The organism is Pseudomonas sp. IT-P260 (genome assembly GCF_949768395.1).
Classification (GTDB): Bacteria; Pseudomonadota; Gammaproteobacteria; order Pseudomonadales; family Pseudomonadaceae; genus Aquipseudomonas; species Aquipseudomonas parakoreensis.
In genome coordinates this window covers 377693-398608 of sequence record NZ_CATKPO010000040.1, presented here as the reverse complement: position 1 = coordinate 398608, position 20916 = coordinate 377693, and the positions used below count along the sequence as shown (strand labels likewise).

General features: G+C 61.4%; 18 protein-coding genes. 8 read left to right on the top strand and 10 right to left on the bottom strand.

Features of this window, described 5'->3' with window-relative positions:
- Positions 1-38 precede the first annotated feature (38 nt).
- From hcnC to ACM6HV_RS20840, 4 genes are all read right to left on the bottom strand, one after another.
- On the bottom strand, positions 39-1298 hold the full coding sequence (gene hcnC, locus ACM6HV_RS20855; protein ID WP_414905191.1) for a cyanide-forming glycine dehydrogenase subunit HcnC: 1260 nt from the start codon (positions 1296-1298) through the stop codon (positions 39-41).
- Positions 1291-2700 carry a cyanide-forming glycine dehydrogenase subunit HcnB gene (hcnB, locus tag ACM6HV_RS20850; RefSeq protein WP_047293569.1) on the bottom strand — a complete coding sequence of 470 codons (1410 nt, stop codon included), beginning with the start codon at positions 2698-2700 and terminating at the stop codon, positions 1291-1293. The genes hcnC and hcnB overlap by 8 nt, the downstream gene beginning before the upstream one ends.
- Entirely contained in the window at positions 2697-3011 is a 315-nt protein-coding gene (hcnA, locus tag ACM6HV_RS20845; RefSeq protein ID WP_145595416.1) for a cyanide-forming glycine dehydrogenase subunit HcnA, read from the bottom strand. Before hcnA ends, hcnB begins: the two co-directional genes overlap by 4 nt.
- Before the next feature lie 250 nt (positions 3012-3261).
- Positions 3262-4152: a LysR family transcriptional regulator gene (locus ACM6HV_RS20840; protein WP_041073375.1), complete on the bottom strand. Its 891-nt coding sequence runs from the start codon at positions 4150-4152 to the stop codon at positions 3262-3264.
- Positions 4153-4285: 133 nt separating this feature from the next.
- On the opposite strand from ACM6HV_RS20840, the gene ACM6HV_RS20835 reads away from it, so the two are divergent.
- Together ACM6HV_RS20835 and ACM6HV_RS20830 are read left to right on the top strand one after the other, a co-directional pair.
- Complete coding sequence (locus ACM6HV_RS20835; RefSeq protein WP_414905190.1) at positions 4286-5947, top strand: GMC family oxidoreductase; 1662 nt, start codon at positions 4286-4288, stop codon at positions 5945-5947.
- Between the two features lie 134 nt (positions 5948-6081).
- On the top strand, positions 6082-7704 hold the full coding sequence (locus tag ACM6HV_RS20830; RefSeq protein WP_047293563.1) for an MFS transporter: 1623 nt from the start codon (positions 6082-6084) through the stop codon (positions 7702-7704).
- A gap of 148 nt (positions 7705-7852) precedes the next feature.
- Here ACM6HV_RS20830 and ACM6HV_RS20825 read toward each other — a convergent pair whose 3' ends face one another.
- Positions 7853-8221: a DUF427 domain-containing protein gene (locus ACM6HV_RS20825; protein WP_121186046.1), complete on the bottom strand. Its 369-nt coding sequence runs from the start codon at positions 8219-8221 to the stop codon at positions 7853-7855.
- 284 nt (positions 8222-8505) lie between these two features.
- Positions 8506-9912 (bottom strand): serralysin family metalloprotease, encoded by a 1407-nt coding sequence (locus ACM6HV_RS20820; protein ID WP_414905189.1) that lies wholly within the window; start codon positions 9910-9912, stop codon positions 8506-8508.
- 279 nt (positions 9913-10191) lie between these two features.
- On the opposite strand from ACM6HV_RS20820, the gene ACM6HV_RS20815 reads away from it, so the two are divergent.
- The 3 genes from ACM6HV_RS20815 to ACM6HV_RS20805 all read left to right on the top strand — a co-directional run bounded on the left by ACM6HV_RS20815 (position 10192) and on the right by ACM6HV_RS20805 (position 13646).
- Complete coding sequence (locus ACM6HV_RS20815) at positions 10192-12123, top strand: DNA topoisomerase III (protein WP_414905188.1); 1932 nt, start codon at positions 10192-10194, stop codon at positions 12121-12123.
- Between the two features lie 178 nt (positions 12124-12301).
- Positions 12302-12805 (top strand): GNAT family N-acetyltransferase, encoded by a 504-nt coding sequence (locus tag ACM6HV_RS20810; protein WP_145595406.1) that lies wholly within the window; start codon positions 12302-12304, stop codon positions 12803-12805.
- A gap of 511 nt (positions 12806-13316) precedes the next feature.
- Positions 13317-13646: a hypothetical protein gene (locus tag ACM6HV_RS20805; protein ID WP_047293552.1), complete on the top strand. Its 330-nt coding sequence runs from the start codon at positions 13317-13319 to the stop codon at positions 13644-13646.
- A 155-nt stretch (positions 13647-13801) separates the two neighbouring features.
- Here the strand turns inward: ACM6HV_RS20805 and cynR are convergent, their stop codons facing one another.
- Positions 13802-14686, bottom strand: a complete 885-nt coding sequence (gene cynR, locus ACM6HV_RS20800; RefSeq protein WP_145595403.1) for a transcriptional regulator CynR — start codon at positions 14684-14686, stop codon at positions 13802-13804.
- 120 nt (positions 14687-14806) lie between these two features.
- On the opposite strand from cynR, the gene cynS reads away from it, so the two are divergent.
- The 3 genes from cynS (at position 14807) to ACM6HV_RS20785 (ending at position 16256) form a co-directional block, all read left to right on the top strand.
- Complete coding sequence (gene cynS / locus ACM6HV_RS20795) at positions 14807-15274, top strand: cyanase (protein ID WP_041073392.1); 468 nt, start codon at positions 14807-14809, stop codon at positions 15272-15274.
- Between the two features lie 82 nt (positions 15275-15356).
- A complete protein-coding gene (locus ACM6HV_RS20790) occupies positions 15357-15593 on the top strand; it encodes a DUF2790 domain-containing protein (RefSeq protein WP_047293546.1) in 237 nt (78 codons plus the stop codon).
- 12 nt (positions 15594-15605) lie between these two features.
- Positions 15606-16256 (top strand): carbonic anhydrase, encoded by a 651-nt coding sequence (locus ACM6HV_RS20785; RefSeq protein WP_414905187.1) that lies wholly within the window; start codon positions 15606-15608, stop codon positions 16254-16256.
- Positions 16257-16377: 121 nt separating this feature from the next.
- On the opposite strand, the gene ACM6HV_RS20780 is transcribed toward ACM6HV_RS20785, so the two are convergent.
- The 3 genes from ACM6HV_RS20780 to ACM6HV_RS20770 all read right to left on the bottom strand — a co-directional run bounded on the left by ACM6HV_RS20780 (position 16378) and on the right by ACM6HV_RS20770 (position 20773).
- Positions 16378-17880: an aldehyde dehydrogenase family protein gene (locus ACM6HV_RS20780; protein ID WP_414905186.1), complete on the bottom strand. Its 1503-nt coding sequence runs from the start codon at positions 17878-17880 to the stop codon at positions 16378-16380.
- A gap of 190 nt (positions 17881-18070) precedes the next feature.
- Entirely contained in the window at positions 18071-18979 is a 909-nt protein-coding gene (gene glsB, locus ACM6HV_RS20775; protein WP_027611723.1) for a glutaminase B, read from the bottom strand.
- 177 nt (positions 18980-19156) lie between these two features.
- The gene (locus ACM6HV_RS20770; protein WP_414905185.1) at positions 19157-20773 is read right to left on the bottom strand and encodes a L,D-transpeptidase family protein; all 1617 of its coding nucleotides are present in this window, start codon (positions 20771-20773) and stop codon (positions 19157-19159) included.
- Between the last annotated feature and the right edge of the window lie 143 nt (positions 20774-20916).

Sequence of the window (20916 nt, the reverse complement as noted above, 5' to 3'; positions counted from 1 at the left end):
AAGATCGCAGCCTGCGGCAGCTCCTACAGGGGATTGGATCAGGCCAGCTCTAACTCCAGCGCTTGCTTGACCGGCGCCACCTCAAACCGATCCGCGAGGAACGGTGTGATATCCAGCGGCAGCGCTTCCTGGTTGACCAGTTTGTCCAGCAGCACCCCGGTAATCGCCGAGGTCAGGATACCGGTGCGGAAGTGTCCGCAGGCATTCAGATACCCTTCCACCCCACGCATCGGCCCGAGGATCGGCAGTTCATCCGGCGAGCCCGGACGCAATCCGGCCCAGGTGCGCTTGAGGTTGACGTCCTTGAGTTCCGGCAGGCAGCGCACCGCGCCCTGCACCAGTCCGGCGATTTCCGGGTAGGTGGTGGTGACGTCGAAGCCTTTGTCTTCGGTGGTGCTGCCGATCAGGATCTCGCCGTTGTCCTTCTGCGCCACATAGCAGTCGCTGGTAGTCAGGCAACCGTTGAGGATCTTCGGCATGCGTTCGGTCAGCAGGATCTGGCCCTTGACCGGCTTCACCGGAATCCGCACACCGGTGGCCCATTCGCTCAAATCCGCCGCCCAGGCGCCGCCGGCGTTGATCAGGGTTTTGCAGTGGAACACGCCCTCTTCGGCCGTCTGCACGCCGGTCACGCGGCTGCCGTGGTGCAACACGCCAGTGACGTTGGTATTGACGAAGATGTCGACGCCGTTCTGCCGCGCACCTTCCATGTAGGCATCGGCGAGACGGAACGGGCTGACCTGGTGGTCGCAGAGAAACTCCAGCGCGCCCCGGGCCTCAAGGCTGACGCTCGGCTCGGCTTCGCGCAATGCAGCCTGATCAAGCCAGCGCACCTGATCGGCCAGATGCGGAATGCAGCTGACAATGTGCTCGGCGTAGAGCCGGTCTTCGTCGTCATAAATGACGAACTTCAGCCCGGTCTTTTCGAACTTGAAATCCATCCCGTGCTTGTCCTTCAGCTCGCGATGCAACGCCGGGTACAGCGCGTTGGACTGCAAGGCGAAATCGAAGAACGACTCCGGCAGGATATGCGGCGTGCTGGCGTCCACCGCGACGGCCGCGCCCTGGGTTTCGCGTTTGCGGTTGGCCGACATCATCCGGAAGAAAATCACCCCGCAGCCCAGTCCCACCGACTCACCGATGGCCCACAAGCCGCCGGCCGAAGCGCGGGTTGCGTTGCCCGGGCGTTTGGCGTCGATCAACGCCACCTTGAGGTTCTCGCGCTTGGACAATTGATAGGCGCAGGACGCCCCGATCACGCCGCCGCCGGCAATGATCACGTCATAGAACTTACTCATGGGAAACGGCCTCCGTGCCGCCGGACTGGAACGCGGAAAAAGGAATCGGATCGATCGGGAAACGCGGGCGCAACCAGCCGACGTCCTTGCGCCCGGTCGCCTGGCGCAGGCGATCGCTGCAGTAGCCGACGCACATCCGGCCCTGACAATCGCCCATGCTGACGCGGGTGCGCATCTTCAGGCTGGCGATGTCCTGCACGCCTTGCTCCAGCGCCAGATCAATGTCCGCGCGGGTCGCATGTTCACAGCGGCAGATCACCGTATCGGCAGCCGGCAAAGCGGTCTGGCCGACACCGCGTTCGGTGTAGCGGTCGACAGCCGCACGAAAGCGCACGATGGATTTGAGTTTGCCCAAATAACGGTCGCGGCGTACCCGTGCCAGATCCTCTTCGATAATCCCGCGTTGCAGCAGGATCGAGGTGGCAGCGATTCTGCCGGCGAGCATCGCCGCTTCACCGCCGCGAATGCCGCCCATGTCACCGGCCAGGTGCACATGCGGCTCGTTGCTTTGTTGCCAGCTGTTGGCATTGGCGCGCAGGTAACCGTCGTCGCTGAAACCGTGGTCGAGGCCCATCTGCTGACTGAGCTGGGTGCGCGGGATGAAGCCGTAACCGACCGCCAGGGTCTGCGCTTCGAAGCGCTCGATGCGTGTCAGGTCCGGCTCCCAGGTGGCCGAGTACGGTGCCACGCTGACGCTTTTCAGCTCGCCGTCGCCATGAGCTTCGACCACGCCCCAGCCGTAGTTCATCGGGATGCCGTGCAGTTTCAGGTAAGCGAGCATGCTCAAACCATCGAGGAACAACTGCGGCTTGTTCAGCAACGCCAGGCTTTCGCGGGCGATCTTGCCGAAGGCGCAGGCTTCGTACACACCCGCGACTTTGACGCCGGACGCGTGCAGCTGCGTTGCCACCAAGGGCAGCAACGGCCCGGTACCGGCGATGACCACCGGTCCCTGCGGCTTGACCACACCACTTTTGATTTGCAGTTGCAGGCCGCCGAGCATGATCACGCCCGGCAGGGTCCAGCCGGGAAACGGCACGCTGCGTTCGTGACAACCGGCGGCCAGCAGCAATTGCGGATAATCGATCTCATGCAGTTGCTCATCGCCATCCAGCACCACGAGTGCACGGGTGCCTTCGGCGCCGACCACGCGATGATTCAGGCGCACGTCAATCAGCCCGGCCTGTTGCTGAAAATCACCGTGCAGTTTGCTCAGGGCTTCGGAATAGCGTGGCCCGAGGTAATCCAGTTGCACGCCGTCACGCAACGGCCCGCGATAGACCACCCCACCGAGGCGCGAAGCCTCTTCGAGCAAGGTGCAGCGCACGCCATGGCGCGCCAGTTCGATGGCCGCCGCCATCCCCGCCGGACCACCGCCGACGATCACCGGTTGCAGGCTCATACAACCTCCTGCTCGTTGATGCGGTTGACCTGGGTTTCAACCCGCATACCGTCGCGCACCACCGTCTGGCAGGCTCGGCGCTTGTGCCGACCGTTGATTTTCACCAGGCAGCACTGGCACACGCCCATGCCGCAATAGGCGCCGCTGATCTGGTCATGATCGTTACGTGCGACCTGGCGCACACCGAGGGACTGGATAACGCTGAGGACTGTTTCACCGATGGCCGCGCTAACCGGTTGGCCGTTGATGTGGACAGTCATATCCGCCTGGGTCAGCGGCTGGATATCAAAGGTGCGTTCGAGGCAGTGCATTACGATGTTCATCCGTGAAAAGTTTCAGGGGGAGTTCTACGTCAGCTCCTTGCTGCACTCTGCCTGGCGACCCGTTGTGGTTATTGGTGGGGGCTGCCGGGCTACTCCATGAGCGCAGCAAATTGCGCACCGGAGCACTGTAGTCGATACCGCAACAAGGGCCTGGATCTTTTAAGTTAGGTGATATTTCAAGGGGAAATATTGATCCAGATCGGTGAAATCTCGAGCCGGGTGAAAAACCGTTGAGGTATCAGTGTTTACCGCTGAGCAGCCCCTGCTCCGCCTCGCACAGCCCCACCACATAATCCCAGACCACCCGCAGCCGCACCGATTTGTGCAGCTCGCGCCGGGTGCTGATCCAGTAACTGCGCTCAATACGCTCCTCCGGCAGCAACAGGCGCAGATCCGGATCCGACGCCGCCATATAGCAGGGCAACACAGCAATCCCCAGGCCCGAGCGCGCCGCCTCCTGCTGGGCGATCACGCTGGTGCTGTGGAATACAACGCGCGGGCTGCGACAGAAACTGTTGAGAAACATCAGTTCCTGGCTGAACAGCAGATCATCCACGTAGCCGATCCACGCATGCCGGGCGAGGTCTTCGCGACTCTGGAGCGGCGGTGCCTTGTCGAGGTAGGCCTGACTGGCGTAGAGCGCCAACCGATAGTCCGTGAGCTTGCGCGTGACCAGCATGTCGGCGGCCGGGCGTTCGAGGTGGATGCTGATTTCCGCCTCGCGGTTGAGGATGCTGACGAACCGCGGCACAGCCACCAGCTCCACCTCCAGGCCGGGATAGCGTTCGAACAGGCCGATCATGCGGCTGGCGAGAAATTTGATACCCAGCCCTTCCGTGACACCGACGCGGATCTTGCCCAGCGGCGCGGTGGATTGGGTGATCTCTTCCTGGGCCAGCAGCGCGACGTTTTCCATGGCCTCGGCGTGCTTGAGCAGCGCCTCCCCCGCCGGGGTCATTTCGTAGCCTTGGGCATGCTGGACGAACAGTGCGGTGCCGAGGCTCCTTTCGATGGCCTCGATGTGCCTGGCGACGGTGGCGTGAGTGGTGTTCAGGCGTCGGGCGGCCGTGAGCAGGCGGCCGCTGCGTTGCAACTCCAGAAAAAACCGCAGGTCGTTCCAGTCGAACATGGGGTGTCCTTGTCAGCCAGGGTCAAGCCAGGCTGTTCGAAAACGCACAGCGGCTGGGTAAAAACTAACATTCTTTTAACGAAAGCTAACAACTAGAGTGTCGGACAATCAAAACAAAAAGCGAGGTCAGGGAATGCAGACTTCCCTTGATGAATACGACTACATCGTGGTCGGTGCCGGACCTGCCGGCTGCCTGCTGGCCAATCGATTGTCGGCAGACAAGCAGCAGCGGGTGTTGCTGCTCGAAGCCGGCGGACGCGACAACTATGCGTGGATTCACATCCCGGTCGGCTATCTGTTCTGCATTGGCAACCCACGCACCGACTGGTGCTTCAAGACCGAAGCCCAACCCGGCCTGCAGGGACGCAGCCTGAGTTACCCGCGCGGCAAAGTGCTCGGTGGCTGCTCCTCCATCAACGGCATGATCTACATGCGCGGCCAGGCCGGCGACTATGACGGCTGGGCGGCCGAGGGTAATCCGGGCTGGGCCTGGAACGACGTGCTGCCACTGTTCAAACAGAGCGAAAACCACTTTGCCGGCGCCGCTGAATTTCACGGCGCCACGGGTGAATGGCGGGTTGAGCAACAGCGGTTGTCATGGCCGATTCTCGACGCGTTTCGCAGCGCCGCCGATCAGAGCGGCATCGCCAGCATCGACGACTTCAACCAGGGCGACAACGAGGGTTGCGGCTACTTCCAGGTCAACCAGAAGGCCGGGGTGCGCTGGAACGCGGCAAAGGCATTTCTCAAACCGATTCGCGAGCGGCCCAATCTGACGGTGCTGACCGGGGTTGAAGTGGATCGGGTGCTGCTGGAAAACGGCCGTGCTTGCAAAGTCAGCGCGCGTCACGAAGGCCAGGTGAAAAGCTTCAAGGCGCGCAAGGAAATCATCCTCTGCGCCGGTGCCGTCGGTTCCCCGAGCATTCTGCAGCGCTCCGGAATCGGCCCGCGGCCGTTGCTGAAACACCTCGGCATCGGCGTGATTCATGAGCTGCCGGGGGTCGGCGGCAACCTGCAGGATCACCTGCAATTGCGCCTGATCTACAAACTGCAAAACGCCCGCACGTTGAATCAGATCGCCGGCAGCCTGTGGGGCAAGATGGGCATGGGCCTGCGTTACCTGTATGACCGCAGCGGGCCGCTGTCGATGGCGCCGAGTCAGTTGGGCGCATTTGCCCGCTCCGGGCCGGAGCAGACTTCAGCGAACCTTGAATACCACGTGCAACCGCTGTCGCTGGAGCGCTTTGGCGAGCCGCTGCACGGTTTCCCGGCGTTCACCGCGTCGGTCTGTGATCTGCGTCCGCAGAGCCGTGGGCGGATCGACATCCGTTCGACGAATCCTCAGGACGCGCCGCTGATTCAACCGAACTACCTCAGCCATCCGGAAGATTTGCGCGTGGCCGCCGATGCGATCCGCCTGACCCGCCGCATCGTCAGCGCCCCGGCCCTGCAAGCGTTCAAACCGGTGGAGTATCTGCCCGGCGACAGCCTGCAAAGCGAGGCGCAACTGCACGAAGCGGCGGCGCGCATCGGCACGACGATTTTCCACCCGGTCGGCACCTGCCGCATGGGCAATGACGCTGACGCGGTGGTTGATGCACAACTGCGCGTGCATGGCGTGCCCGGCCTGCGCATCGCCGACGCCTCGATCATGCCGCGCATCACCTCGGGCAATACCTGTTCGCCTACGCTGATGATTGCCGAGAAGGCGGCACAACTTATCCTGGCTGGACCTGTACAGATTCCCAATGTGGGAGCGAGCCTGCTCGCGAATGCGGTAGCCCATTCAACATAAAAGTTGACTGACCCATCGCTTTCGCGAGCAGGCTCGCTCCCACAGGAATCAACCGCCGATTCAAGGCATCGCGCTTCATCCGGACACGCAACACCAGTGGAACAACAAAAACAATCACTGTGAGGGATACCGATATGTCAGAACACGCTCAGCCGCTGGATGCCGCGAGCGGCGCCAGCACCAGCAATGCCACACAGAAAGTCATCTTCGCCTCGTCGCTGGGGACGGTGTTCGAGTGGTATGACTTCTTCCTCTACGGCGCCCTGGCGGCGGTGATCAGCAAGCAGTTCTTCGCCGGCGTCAACGACACCACCGCGTTCATCTTCGCGCTGATGGCCTTCGCCGCCGGGTTTATCGTGCGGCCGTTCGGAGCGCTGGTGTTCGGTCGGTTGGGGGACATGATCGGGCGCAAATACACCTTCCTCGCGACCATCGTCCTGATGGGCATCGCCACGTTCTGCGTCGGCCTGCTGCCGAACTACGCCAGCATCGGCATCGCCGCGCCGATCATTCTGGTGGTGCTGCGCATGCTCCAGGGCCTGGCGCTGGGCGGTGAGTACGGCGGCGCCGCGACCTACGTGGCGGAACACGCGCCCATCGGCAAGCGCGGTTTCCACACCAGCTGGATTCAGTCCACCGCGACCCTCGGCCTGCTGCTGTCGCTGCTGGTGGTGCTCGGTTGCCGGTACTTCACCGGTGACCAGTTCGAAGTCTGGGGCTGGCGCATTCCGTTTCTGCTGTCGATCGTGCTGCTGGGCATTTCCACCTGGATCCGCCTGAGCCTGCACGAGTCGCCGGCCTACCTGAAAATGAAAGAGCAAGGCAAAGCGTCGAAGGCGCCGATCCGCGAATCGTTCGGCCAATGGGAGAACCTCAAAGTCGTGCTGATTGCGCTGTTCAGCATCAACGCCGGGCAAGCGGTGACCTTTTACGCCGCGCAGTTCTACGTGCTGTTTTTCCTGACCCAGTTCCTGAAAATGGATCCGGCGGTGGCCAACAGCCTGCTGATCATCAGCGTGGTCATCGGTGCGCCGTTCTTCATCATTTTCGGCTGGCTGTCGGACAAGGTCGGACGCAAACCGGTGCTGATGCTCGGTTTGCTGCTGGCGACGGCGCTGTACTTCCCGATTTTCAAATCCCTCGCCCACTACGCCAATCCGGCAATCGATCAGGCCAGCCGTCAGGCGCCGATCACCGTGCTGGCGGATCCAGCAACCTGCACCTTTCAGTTCGACCCGGTGGGCAAGGCCAAATTCGACAGCCCGTGCGACAAGGTCAAGACCTTCCTGGTCAAGCAAGGCCTGCCCTACACCAGCGCCGCGGCGCCGGCCGGCAGCGGCGTGCAGGTGAGCATCGGCGACGTGAAGATCGACGGCTATGACGAATCGGCCCTGCGCGGCGCCGTCACCCTCGCCGGCTACCCGCAACAGGCCGACCTGCAGCAGATCAACAAACCGATGATCGTGGCATTGATCGTCGCACTGATCATCATCTCGGCCATGTGCTACGGCCCGCTGGCCGCGCTGATGGTCGAGCTGTTCCCGACGCGCATCCGCTACACCTCGATGTCCCTGCCGTATCACATCGGCAACGGCTGGTTCGGCGGTTTCCTGCCGACCGTGTCGTTCGCGCTGGTGGTGTACACCGGGGATATTTTCTATGGGCTGTGGTACCCGGTGCTGATTACCGGGGTGAGCCTGGTGGTGGGGATGATTTGTCTGCGTGAGACGAAGAATATCGATCTCGATAAGAACTGAATCTGAAACATGATCCTTTGGTAAAAAACCTGTGGCGAGGGGATTTATCCCCGATGGGGTGCGTAGCGCCCCCCGTGAAAAATGGGACTACTGCGTAGTCCATCGGGGATAAATCCCCTCGCCACAATTGAATCTCTTCATCCAGGAACTAAGCATCCGCCTTGATCACCTCGAACTTCACCTGATCCGGATAAAACGCCACATAGTCCTTGATCTGCTCGACCGAGATCTTCGGTTTCTCATACGTCCACACGGCATTCGCCGCCTCATGCCCCGGTATTTGCAGGCTGAAGTAATTGGCGTCGCCCTTGTACGGGCAATAACTGGTGTGGTCGGTGCGGGCGAAGTATTTTTCGTCGATGTCCTCGCGGGGCACGTAGTACACCGGCGGGTAGTTGGCCTCATGGAGCACCAGCACATGCGAGGACGCCGCGACCTGGATGCCGTGGAATTTCACCAGCAGGCAACCGGGAAGTTCTTCGAGGGTGATGACGGGGTTGAGGCCGGTGGTGCTCATTGGGGTTACTCCTGAATACGGCGCAGAGAGACCGGTTCAGGTATAGCTCATAGGTTCAGACCAGGGTGATTTTGCAGCCGAACGGCCAAAGCCCCCCGGCCCCAGCCCTCTCCCGGAGGGAGAAGGAGCCTGTCGAGGTGTCTTTCGTTCTACACCGACCTGAAAGTGCTTTATCGATTGTGGATTCAGCGAAGTGCAATCAGGTCGACGTATGTTTTCAGCATCCCCCGATCGGTTCCCTCTCCCACTGGGAGAGGGTTAGGGTGAGGGCTACTCTTCTGGCATCAAACCACGATATCAGTCGCCACCGCCTGCCCCACCACACCCACGGCAAAGTCAACCTGCCCCTGCCCAGTCAGATCGACCAGCAGCCCGGTCTGACCGTTCTGCGCGTAGTAAGTCAGGATCGCATCGCCCGCGTGGCCGGTGAAACTGCTGACGAAGTTCAGTGACGCCGCCCCCGTGGCAAACGCGGCGATGCCCGAGAGGTCGATCTTGTCCACGCCGCTTTTGAAATCCATGATCCAGTCCGGCTGGTTGTTGGTCGAATCACTGGCCGCACCGAACACGAAGGTGTCCGCACCCTCGCCGCCCCACAGCACATCCGCGCCACCACCGCCGTAAAGGATGTCGTTGCCGGCTCCGCCGAACAGATGGTTGACGGCCGAGTTACCGATCAGCAGGTCATTGCCCGAACCGCCAGCGGCGTTTTCCACGGTCACGCCATAGGCGATCGACACGTTACCGACCAGCCCGCCGACATCGGAGAACGAACCTTCATTGAGGTTGATCTTCTGGTTCTGGGTGAAGCCAGAGAAGTTCAGCGTGTCATCGCCGCCACCGTCCCACACCGAGAACACCAGCTTCGACGACGCCGAGGTGGCGCTGTAGTAATCGCGCCCGGTATTGGAGCCGAAACCGTAGGTGGTGTTATCGGCGCGAGTTTCATAGTTGGCGCCGTAGAGTTTTTGCACGGCGACGATATCGTCCAGCAGCGGTGCCGAGGCGTAGGCGCCGCTGCCGTCCTTGCTGAAGTTCTGGTCGGTGTTGGCTTCGCTCCAGTAGCTCATCAGGCTGTAGCCACGGGTGTCTTCGGCATATTTGGCGTCATTGTAGGTCGGGTTGCCGTTGCCGGCGTTGTAGGCGCCCGGGTGCGACAGGCCAAGGGTATGGCCGATCTCGTGGGTCAGGGTCTGACGCCCGTAGTTGTTGGTGTCCGGGGTCTTGTTGACCTGATACTGGTTGTTGATCAAATACCACGACTGGCCATCGTAGCTGCCACCGCTCGGCAGGTAAGCGAACGCCGCACCGCCAGTGCTGACGTCGTAGTTGCCGAAGGTCATGTGGCCGTCGCCGCCCTTGCCCTCGGTGAAGGTCACCTTGGCCACGTCGGCCCAGGATTGCATCGACAGCACGGCCTGAGCCTTTTGCTGAGCGCTGAACTGGCTGAAATTGCCGAGGTTGGGGTTATAGTTCGCCGGTTTTTCGGTCAGGAAGGTGTAGGTCAGGGAGATTTTGCCGTCGCCGTTCTTGTCGTGCCACGACAGGTTTTTGCGCAGGATTTCGTCAGCCGCCTGGTCGGCAGTGAACGATGGTTTGCCGTTCACCAGGCCGACGCCACGGTCGTACAGGTGGCTGAAGGCGTTCACTTCGTCATAGGCGCTGCTGGATTTTGCTTTGGCTTGAGCCATGGTGCGACTTCCTTGTTTCAGAGTAGTCAGTGCGTTCGGACGTTGGCGATCATCTGGCGGGATCGTCCTGTCTCTCGCGTTTCTTGAAGGCCCGACGAACCTGACATGCCCGGCAAGCGCGGCACCATTCGATTTCTCGATAGTGGTGCGCGACGTCCCGGTAATACCGGTCATTCCCGGCAACGTTTTGATCTGTATATCCATACAGATAAAAGTTGCCCCCGACGCCAACTGCGGCCATCCTGTGCACCTCCAGTGAATTGATTGACGATGGTGGTTATGCGGCTGTACCTCTGTGAAAAACCTTCCCAGGCCAAAGACATTGCGGCCGTGCTCGGCGCCAGGCGTCGGGGCGACGGCTGCTGGCTGGGAACGGACGTCACAGTGACCTGGTGCATCGGCCATCTGCTGGAAACCGCACCGCCGGATGCCTACGACGCGCGCTACAAACGCTGGGTACTGGCGGATCTGCCGATCATCCCGGACAAGTGGAAAATGACCATCAAGCCGCGCACCGCCAGCCAGTACAAGGCGGTCAAGCGCCTGCTCGGCGAGGCCAGCGAGCTGATCATCGCCACCGACGCCGACCGTGAGGGCGAGATGATTGCCCGGGAACTGGTCGAGCACTGCCGCTATCGCGGGCCGATCCGGCGCTTGTGGCTGTCGGCGCTGGACGAGGCGTCGATCCGCAAGGCCCTGGCCGCGCTGAAGCCGGGAGCGGAAACCTTCAGCCTGTATCACTCGGCGCTGGGGCGCTCGCGGGCGGACTGGCTGATCGGCATGAACATGAGCCGCCTGTTCACTCTATTGGGCCGGCAGTCCGGCTATCAGGGCGTGCTGCCGGTCGGTCGGGTCCAAACGCCGACGCTGCGACTGGTGGTGGATCGCGACCGCAGCATCGCCGATTTCGTCCCGGTGCCGTATTGGGCGATCGATGTGCAACTGCTGCACGACGGCACGCGGTTCACTGCGCAATGGCGTGCGCCCAGCGACGTTTGCGACGATCAGGATCGCTGCCTTAATCAGCCGCTTGCGCAACAAGCGGCGGCGGCAATCAGCAATGCCGCCACTGCGCGGGTGATGAAGCTGCGCACCGAACGCATGCGTGAAGTGGCACCGCTGCCTTTCGATCTGGGTACCCTGCAGGAAGTCTGCTCGAAGAAACTCGGTCTCGGCGCCCAGGAAACCCTCGACATCGCCCAGGCGCTCTACGAAACCTACAAGGTCATCACCTACCCGCGTAGCGATTGCGGCTTTCTGCCGCTGAGCCAGCACAGCGAAGCGCCGGGGATACTAGCGGCACTGCGTCAGGCCGACCCAAGCCTTGACGCGCTGAACGGTCACCTCGACCCGCAGCGCCGCTCCCGGGCATGGAACGACGCCAAGGTCAGCGCCCACCACGGCATCATCCCCACAGCGGCGGCAAAAAATCTCGAACGCCTGAGCGGCAAACACCGGGCGGTCTATACCCTGATTCGCGCGCGTTATCTGGCGCAATTCCTGCCCAACCACGAATACGATCGCACCCAGGCCGATTTCGATTGCGCCGGTGAAGCGTTGCGCGCCATCGGCAAGCAGATCATCGAACCGGGCTGGAAACGTGCCCTGCCTGAAGCCCTCGCCCCGGCCAGGGGCCGTGAAGCGCCAGCGCCGCAAACGCTTCCGGCGCTAAGCCAGGGTATCGATTGCGCCGTGGCCGGCGTGAACCTCAAGGATCTGTGGACGCAGCCGCCGAAGCCCTACAACGAGGGCGATCTGATCAAGGCGATGAAGAACGTCGCCAGACTGGTGGAGGATCCGCTGCTCAAACAGAAACTCAAGGACACCACCGGCATCGGCACCGAAGCGACCCGCGCTTCGATCATTCAGGGTCTGCTGGATCGTGGTTATCTGGTGAAGAACGGCAAGGCGCTGGCCGCGACCCCGGCGGCCTTCAGCCTGATCGACGCCGTACCCCGGGCGATTGCCGATCCCGGCACCACCGCCATCTGGGAGCAGGCGCTGGACATGGTGCAGAACGGCGAGATGAGTCTGGAAGAGTTCGTCACCAAACAGGCGGCGTGGATGAGCAAGCAGGTCAGCCGCTGTTCTTCCCTGAACCTGACCATCAGCGGCCCGCCACCGGCCGGCAAGGCTGCCGCGCCGTGGAAGAAAAAGCGTAAATCGACGCGCGGTAAAACCGCCGGGGCAGCCAAACGCACAGCGAAGTAATGATCAGTCCTGTGGTGAGGGACTCTGTGGTGAGGGGATTTATCCCCGATGGGCTGCGAAGCGGCCCCAGCTTTTACTTAAACTAGAGGACTGCTGCGCAGTCCATCGGGGATAAATCCCCTCACCACAAGGTATGAGTCGACAATACTGAAGCCGCAATCTTCAGGAGTTCCCCCCAATGCCCACCATCGAACTGCTAGCCGCCCACCGCGACGAACTGCAAACCATCGAAAACCTCATGCAGTTCTACATGTACGACTTCAGCCAATGGCTACCACTGAAACTCGGCGAACATGGCTTCTTCAGCATTCAGCAGAAAGACGATTACTGGCGCAATTCCGCTACTCAACCGTTCCTGATCCGCATCGACGGCGAACTGGCCGGGTTCGTGATCGTCGACAATGACACCCACATCGACGGCGCCGAATACAACATCGGCTACTTCTTCCTCACTCGACGCTTCCGTGGCCAAGGCGTCGCGCAGTTTGTCGTCTCTGCCCTCTTGAGCCGTTTGCCCGGTCAGTGGCAGATTTTCCATATCGACGCCAACCTGCCTGCACGGCACTTCTGGGCCAGGTTGATCCCCAAATTGAGCGGTGGTGAGTTCGTCCGCCAGCAGCGTTCGGTCGACGGTTATCCCTGTACCTTCTATGTCTTTCACAGCCCCGCTTCCGTTGCCTGAACGGAACTTTTCTCATTCCAAAACAGCTTTGTCCGACAATATGTAGTGATCAAAAATAATCACTACAAAACCGTTGACGGCGTCGTTTTGCTTTTGCATGATGAAGACGTTCCCCGATCGGGAACATCGGTAACACGCTTGAGCAAACTCGTCTGACCGCCGAGTTGTTTTTTCCGGATACACGCTGCCCACAAGGCAGATTGAAGAAGCTGACCTGGCCTGAACGTCCAGTACAAGGACGAGAAGCGCTGGCGAAAATTCTCAAGACGCTTGTGGTCGACCCTGAAAACGTCGTCAAGGAGCCTCCCGGTTTTCGCTGCTTCTCCTCGTTGTGACGCTATTGCGTAGCAGTTATTCAACACGACTACATGCAACAGACGCATGACCCCGTACTTCTCACGGGCGACCGCTGACGTCCTGGTTTCGGTGCCAGGGATCAACTAACCGATGGGCTACCTGTATTAGCGAATCAACTTTGAAAGATCACCAGACTGGTCAAGGGGCAAACATCATGAATCTGAACAATCAACCTACTATCGAAGAACTGGCTCGTATGTTCGCGGCGCAAAAAGACAGCCACGACAGCCACATTCTCTGGATCAGCAAGTCGGGTCAGGTGCATATCGACTGCCTGTCGCCCCACGCTGGTGAAGAAGAATTCGACCGCAACAACCAGAACCTGCTGGCCCGCCTGAAGATGTACCGCCGTGGCCACGGTTATGTCGGCAAGAAAGCTGCGGCCGATAAAGACTTCATCGGCAATGTGCTGCAGACGCTGAAACAGGCGTGGGATTCGATGCAGAACAAGAATGAAGTTCGGGTGATTGACCGGTTTTGCTGAGTTACAACTTCAATAAATAAAAAGGGCCTGCTTCCAAAAGAAGCAGGCCCTTTTTATTGCTCCCAAAAACAGCCCTGTAGGAGCTGCCGAAGGCTGCGATCTTTTGATCTTGTTTTTTAAGATCAAGATCAAAAGATCGCAGCCTTCGGCAGCTCCTACAGGGGGATATTGAGCTCCAGCACCATATTCATGAACGCCACTGCCGCCGCACTGTGATAATTATTGCGCCGTCGCAACAACGCCGCTCCACGCTGCGGCGCTTCGTTCTCGACGCTCAAGCGACGCAACGCGCGATCTTCGGTCGCAATCGCCTCGGGCAACATCGTCGCCATCGGCGCATGTCGCACCACCTCCAGCAACGTGCTCACCGAGTTCACCTCGATCCGCACCCGGGGCGTGATCCCCAACTGACGGAAATATTCATCGATTGATAACCGGGTAATGAAGTCCGGTGCCAGCAAGGCGAAATCCAGCTGTGCAAGGTCACTCGACGTCAGTACCCCGCTGCTGTCGTACAGCGGATGCTCGCGCCCGACCATGATCCCCAGGGTTTCGGTAAACGCCGGAATGCACTCGAGATCGGGGTGGCGCACCGGGGTAAAGGCAATCGCGATATCCAGCGAATCGTCCGCCAGACCCGCTTCGATATCGTCCATCGACAGCTCGAAAATCTGCAGATGGATACCCGGGTAGCGCGCCGCGAAATCACGCACCAACGGCCCGACCAGATACGCCATGAAGGTCGGGGTCATGGCCAGACGCAGGTTGCCACGGGACAGATCCTTCACGTCATGCAACGCCCGCTTGCCCGCCTCCAGCTCCACCAGCACCCGCCGCGCACACTCAATGTAAGCCTCGCCGGCATCGGTGGCCTTGACCGTGCGCGAAGTGCGATCGAACAGGGCCACCCCCAGAGTTTCCTCAAGTTGACGGATCTGTTGCGACAGGGTCGGCTGCGACACGTGCAACGCCTCCGCCGCCCGGGTGAATCCGCCGTGGTCGGCCACGGCCAGCAGATAACGCAAATGTCGCAACAGCATCGGGCTCACCATCTATAGGCAGGACTTATGCGAAGCATTGTATATCGGTCTTGGACGCTATGGATCAACCGGCAGAAGATGGCTCCCACACAGCAAGCCAACCTTGAAAGGAGTGACACCATGCAACAGTCCCACGCTTACAACGATGCCAGCCTGGCCCTGACCACCCGCATTCTCGACATCAAGGCCCGCAAAAATCTGTCGTGGCAGGATCTGGCCGACGACACCGGCCTGAGCCTGGCCTACGTCACCGCGGCCCTGCTCGGCCAGCACCCTTTGCCGCAAGACGCCGCGCAAGTGGTCGGCGCCAAGCTTGAACTGGACGCCGACGCCGTTGCCGCCCTGCAGATCATCCCGTTGCGCGGCAGCCTCAGCGGCGTGCCGACCGACCCGACCATCTACCGCTTCCACGAGATGATTCAGATCTACGGCACCACCCTCAAAGCCCTGGTCCACGAGCAGTTCGGTGACGGCATCATCAGCGCGATCAACTTCAAGCTCGACATCAAGAAAGTCGAAGACCCGGAAGGCGGCTCCCGCGCCGTGGTCACCCTCGACGGCAAGTTCCTGCCGCTGCGTCCGTTCTGATCCTCCCGGCCCGCACCTGAGGTGCGGGCCCATCCAAAACTTGATTGCCAAGTCGTCACCCCATCTGCCTGGAGGCTGCCCCATGCACAAAATTCTGTTGACCCTGGCCCTGCTCGCCGGCCTCGCCGCCCAGGCCCAGGCTGATGAAGAGGCCATTGCCTACCGCTACGGCATGGCGCTGGATATTGCTGAAGTCGTGAGCATCACCCCGGTCGCCGACGTCTGCGGCGTTGTACCGGTCGAGATGACCTACCTCGACAGCCACGGCGCAAAACACATTCTTCAATACAGCGAATTCGGCACCGGCTGTTCGAACTGAGAGGACAACACCATGAAAAACCTGATCGAAGGCTTCCTGAAGTTCCAGAACGAGGCGTTTCCGCAACGCACCGAACTGTTCAAACACCTGGCGACCACTCAACAACCAGGCACCTTGTTCATCACCTGTTCCGACAGCCGCGTGGTGCCGGAGCTGCTGACCCAGCAAGAACCCGGTGAACTGTTCGTGATCCGCAACGCGGGCAATATCGTGCCGTCCTACAGCCCGCATCCGGGCGGGGTGTCGGCGACGGTGGAATATGCGGTGGCGGTGCTTGGGGTGACTGACATCGTGATCTGCGGCCACTCCGATTGCGGCGCGATGACCGCGATTGCCCAGTGCAAATGCATGGATCACCTGCCCGCCGTCAGCGGCTGGCTGCAACATGCCGAGTCGGCGAAAGTGGTGAACGAGGCACGACCGCACGCCAATGACGCGGCGAAATTGAGTTCGATGGTGCGGGAAAATGTGATCGCGCAACTGGCGAACATTCAGACCCACCCGAGCGTGCGCCTGGCTCAGGAGAAAGGCCTGCTGAACCTGCATGGCTGGGTGTATGACATCAAGACCGGGTCAATCGATGCGCTGGCGGCGGATCGCCGTACGTTTGTGCCGCTGGCTGAGCACCCGGCGGCGTGTGCCATAGCCGCTAAAGCAGCCTGAAACCAGCCTGCTGTAGGAGCTGCCGAAGGCTGCGATCTTTTGATCTTGTTTTAAAGGCAAAATCAAAAGATCGCAGCCTTCGGCAGCTCCTACAAGGACAGGGTCAAGTTCAGGATCAGCGTCAGCGTTTTACACTGAGATCAACCTGCGTCATACGGCTACGCACCGTAAACACCCCATCCCCCGAAAGAATCGCACTGCGCGCAAACAAGCGCCCGCTCTCCCAGTTCGAAAGCCCCAGCTCCGGCTTGTTCAGCGCGTACTGCCCATCGACCCAACGGGTAATCCCGTTACCCACAAATGGCGCGTTCACCGCGTTGTAGAAACGCTCCTGGGCCGCCGCATCCTCGCTGATCAGCGACACCGTGAACTGCGGGCTGTAGCGATTGAACAGCGCGATCGCCTGATCGAGATCATCGACGATCATCAGACTGACTTCCGGGGTTTCTTCCCATTCCCACTCGCGGCCCAAATCGGATTCCGCCAGCGCTTCGGCCAAGGTCTCGGTCTGATACCCCTCGGCGCGATAGACCTCGACCGTCGCGTTCTGCCACTCGGCCGGCAGGTAGCTTTCACTGCCGGCGACGATGTGCAGTTTGCAGCCCTGCCCGCGTGCCGTGCCCGCTTGTTTGAGCGCATCGAGGAACAACGGCAGCAGTTCGGCGACACGGTCGCGTTGAATCAGGCAAACGTTCAGCGTGTTGCAGACTTTGCGATCCAGCGAGTTGCGCACCACGGCGGCGAAGCGTGTGGCATCGGCATCACGATCGGCAATCAGCCATGCGCCGCCAGTGCCATGCAGGCTGACCGCCGTGCCCGCCTGCTGGGCGATGCTGCCCAATTGGCTGACGGCACGCCCCGAACCCCGGGCCACCGCCAGCGACAGACGCCGGTCGGCGAACATCGCCCAACCGGCGGCGTGATTGACGCTTTCCACCAGCGACACCGCCCCCGCCGGCAGACCGGCATCGGCCAGCGCCGGGTTCAGCGCGTGAGTGACGATCGCTTGCGCGGTGCCCAATGCATCGCTGCCGATGCGCAGCACCGCGGTGTTGCCGGTGCGCAGTACGCCGGCGGCATCGGCGAACACGTTCGGCCGTCCTTCAAACACGAATGCCACAATGCCCAGCGGCGACACCACTTGTTCGACTTTCCAGCCGTCGTGTTCGACGCTGCTGATGACCTTGCCGCGCGTGGCCGGCGCATCCCGCCAGGCGCGCAGACCGGCGATCATGTCTCGGCGCATGCGCTCATCGGCGAGCAGCCGGGTGGTGGAGCGGCCACGGGCCTTGGCGCGTTCGATGTCGGCCAGGTTCGCCGCCTCGATCAGGCTCCAGCATTCCGGGGTTTCCAGACGTTGGGCGAACAGATCGAAGAAACGACTGATGGCTTGGTCGGTCACCGCCGACAAGGCAGTGAAAGCCGCTTCAGCGCGTTCGATGGCCACCGCAGCGGCCTGTTGATCGACCACCGGAATCAGCAACAGTTCGCCACTCACCTGCTCGACCAAAAGGTGGTCACCGGGCTGAAACCGCGCCGCCAGTTCGGGGCTGACCACGGTCACGCGGTTACCAGCGAAAGGGATCGGCGTGCCGGCGACTAGACGTTCGAGCGCAAGAGACATGAAGCGGATTCACCATATGAGGGGCGGCCGGAAAATGTATAGGAACAGCGCTCTCCCAGGCAACACAAAACCCTTGTGGGAGCGAGCCTGCTCGCGAATGCGGTGGGTCAGCGAGAGATGCATCGACCGGCACGACGCTTTCGCGAGCAGGCTCGCTCCCACAGGGTTTTGCAGTGTTTGAAAGATCGGGTCAGAAGACTGACCAGCCGATCCGCGAGCTGAGCATCTCCAGCGCCGCCATCCCCGCCAGCGAGTTGCCGGCAGCGTTGAGTTCCGGCGACCACACGCACACGCTGAATTGCCCCGGCACCACCGCGACAATCCCGCCGCCGACCCCGCTCTTGCCCGGCAGACCGACGCGATAGGCGAAATTGCCGGCCTCGTCGTACAAACCGCTGGTGGCCATGATCGAGTTGACCTGCTGAGTCTGGCGACGGGTGAGGATCTGTTCGCCGCTGTGTTTGCAGAACCCGTCGTTGGCGAGGAAGCAGAACGCCCGCGCCAGGTCGATACAGTTCATGCGCAACGCGCAGTGGCTGAAGTAGCTGCGCAGCACCGCTTCGACGTCGTTGTGGAAGTTGCCGAACGATTGCATCAGGTACGCCATGGCCGCGTTGCGGGCGCGGTGCTGGTATTCGGATTCGGCGACCTTGCCGTCGACGATCACCTGTGGATTGCCCGACAGGCGCCGCACGAAGTCACGCATCGACAGGGCCGGCGCGGCGAATCGCGACTGGTTGATGTCGCAGATCACCAGCGCCCCGGCGTTGATGAACGGATTGCGCGGACGCCCGCGTTCGAACTCCAGCTGCACCAGCGAGTTGAACGGCTGGCCGGACGGCTCGTGCCCCAGGCGCTCCCAAATCGCCTCGCCGGAATGCTCGATGGCCTGCACCAGGCTGAACACCTTGGAAATACTCTGCACCGAGAACGGCGTCTCGGCATCGCCGGCGCAATACATTTCGCCGTCGTTGCCGTACACGGCGATGCCCAGTTGATTGGCCGGCACAGTGCCGAGGGCGGGAATGTAGTCAGCCACTTTGCCCTGCCCGATCAGGGGCCGGACAGCGTCAAGAATCTCGTTCAACAGCGCTTGCATGCCGGGTTCCGAAGTCTCGCCCCATGGGATTGCGGGGACACTGGGGCTAGACGCTGCGCAAGCTTGCGGAATCACACAAACCCTGTAGGAGCTGCCGCAGGCTGCGATCTTTTGATCTTGATTTTGAAAGGCAAAATTAAAAGATCGCAGCCTTCGGCAGCTCCTACAGGGGGGCGGTCAGTGTGCGCCGTCGAGGCCGGCGAGCAGCGCACTGTCGCGGCTGTAGATATCCGGCGCATAACGCACTTGCCCATCCTTGCCGACCTGCGCCGTCCAGTAGGTCATCAGGATCGGCACCGGGGCCGACAGGCGGAATTCGTGGGTGCTGCCGGTGGCGAGCAAGCTGTCGGTGCGCGTACGTTCCGCCGGGGTCAACAGCAGGTCACGCAGCTGCATCGGGTGCTCGACCCGCACACAACCGGAGCTGAAGGCGCGCGGGCCTTTGTCGAACAGGGCCTTGCTCGGCGTATCGTGCAAGTACACGGCGAACGGATTGGGGAAGCGGATCACCAGTTGCCCCAGCGGATTCCGCGGCCCGGCCTCCTGGCGCAGCATGATGTTGCCGGGGTTGTCCCAGTCGATATCCGCCGCGGCCAACGGCTGGCCATGGGCGTCGAGGACTTGCAGGTTCTGCCGGCTGAGGAAGGTCTGATCCTTGCGGATCGCCGGCAGTTTGTCTTCTTTCCAGATGGTCGGCGGCACGGTCCAGGTCGGGTTCAGGGTCAGGCGCGTGACCCGTGATTTGAGCAGCGGGGTCTGCCGTTCGGCGCGACCGACCTGGGTACGGGTCTGCCAGACCGGCACACCGCCCTGATACAGGGTCAGCTCGGCGGCGGCGACGTTGACCAGCAAACCGTCGGGCTCCATGTCCTGGGCCAGCCAGCGGAAACGCTCGAGGTTGACCCGCAACTGCTCGCGGCGCGTCAGTGGGCTGATGTTGAGTTCGGCAATCGTTCCCGGCCCGACCACCCCGTCGGCCTGCAGTGAATGGTTGGCCTGAAAGCTTTTCACCGCGTCCACCAGCACGCCTTCATAGGCATTGCCGGGCGTGCCGGTGACGTGGGTCAGATAGCCTTCGTTGAACAGCCGCTGGGCCAGTTCCGGCACGCGTTTGTCCTCCATCGCCGGGCGCAGCAGCGGGCCGTTGCCCACCGACTGCCAGTGCGGCAAGGCCTGCAGCCGTTGGCTGGCGTAGAGATGACGCAGGCTTTGATACTGCGCCAGACGCGGACGCGCCAGATCGAACGCGGCTTTGATGTCGTGCAGGCCGGGTACCGCGATCGCCAGCAATTCCGCCTGACGATCACGCGGGGTGTCATCGGCATGCCACAGCGGCTCGAAATGCGACTGCAACAGACGCCCGAAATGCAGGTCTTGCAGCGCTTGCAGATAAAAGCGGCTGATGTCGATATCGGCGCACAACTCTCCGTCCTGCGGCGGATTGACGGCCACCGGATAGCGCTTGGGATTGAGGCCATCGTCGGCCAACAGCTGCAACTGCGCGCGCAACGCTGGCAAACGCCCGGACTCACTGGCCCACACCGGCAGCCAGTCCTGCTGCTGGTAGAACGCTTGCAGTTGCGCCAGCGCCGGGCCACTCAACTGTGCGGCAATCGCCGGGCATGCCTGAGGCAAACCGATCAGCACCGCTTGCAGCGGACTTTGTGGTTCGACCGGCATTTGCGCCGGCGGCGTCGGCAGGGTCTGCAACGGCGGCAAGGGTTCATCGGCACAAGCGACAAACGGCGCAGCGAGCAAACAAATGCTCAAGTAGCATGCGTACTTTTTGAACAACTGCTTTACTCCAATCCGTGGCCGTCTCATTGACGGTCAACCTTACATCAGGTGCGCTGAACAGTCAGGCTCGAAACAGGGGTCTGTCGGGTATGACTGGGAGTCAGGAGCCAAAGTGCCAAATAAGTAGCCAGTGAGGACAC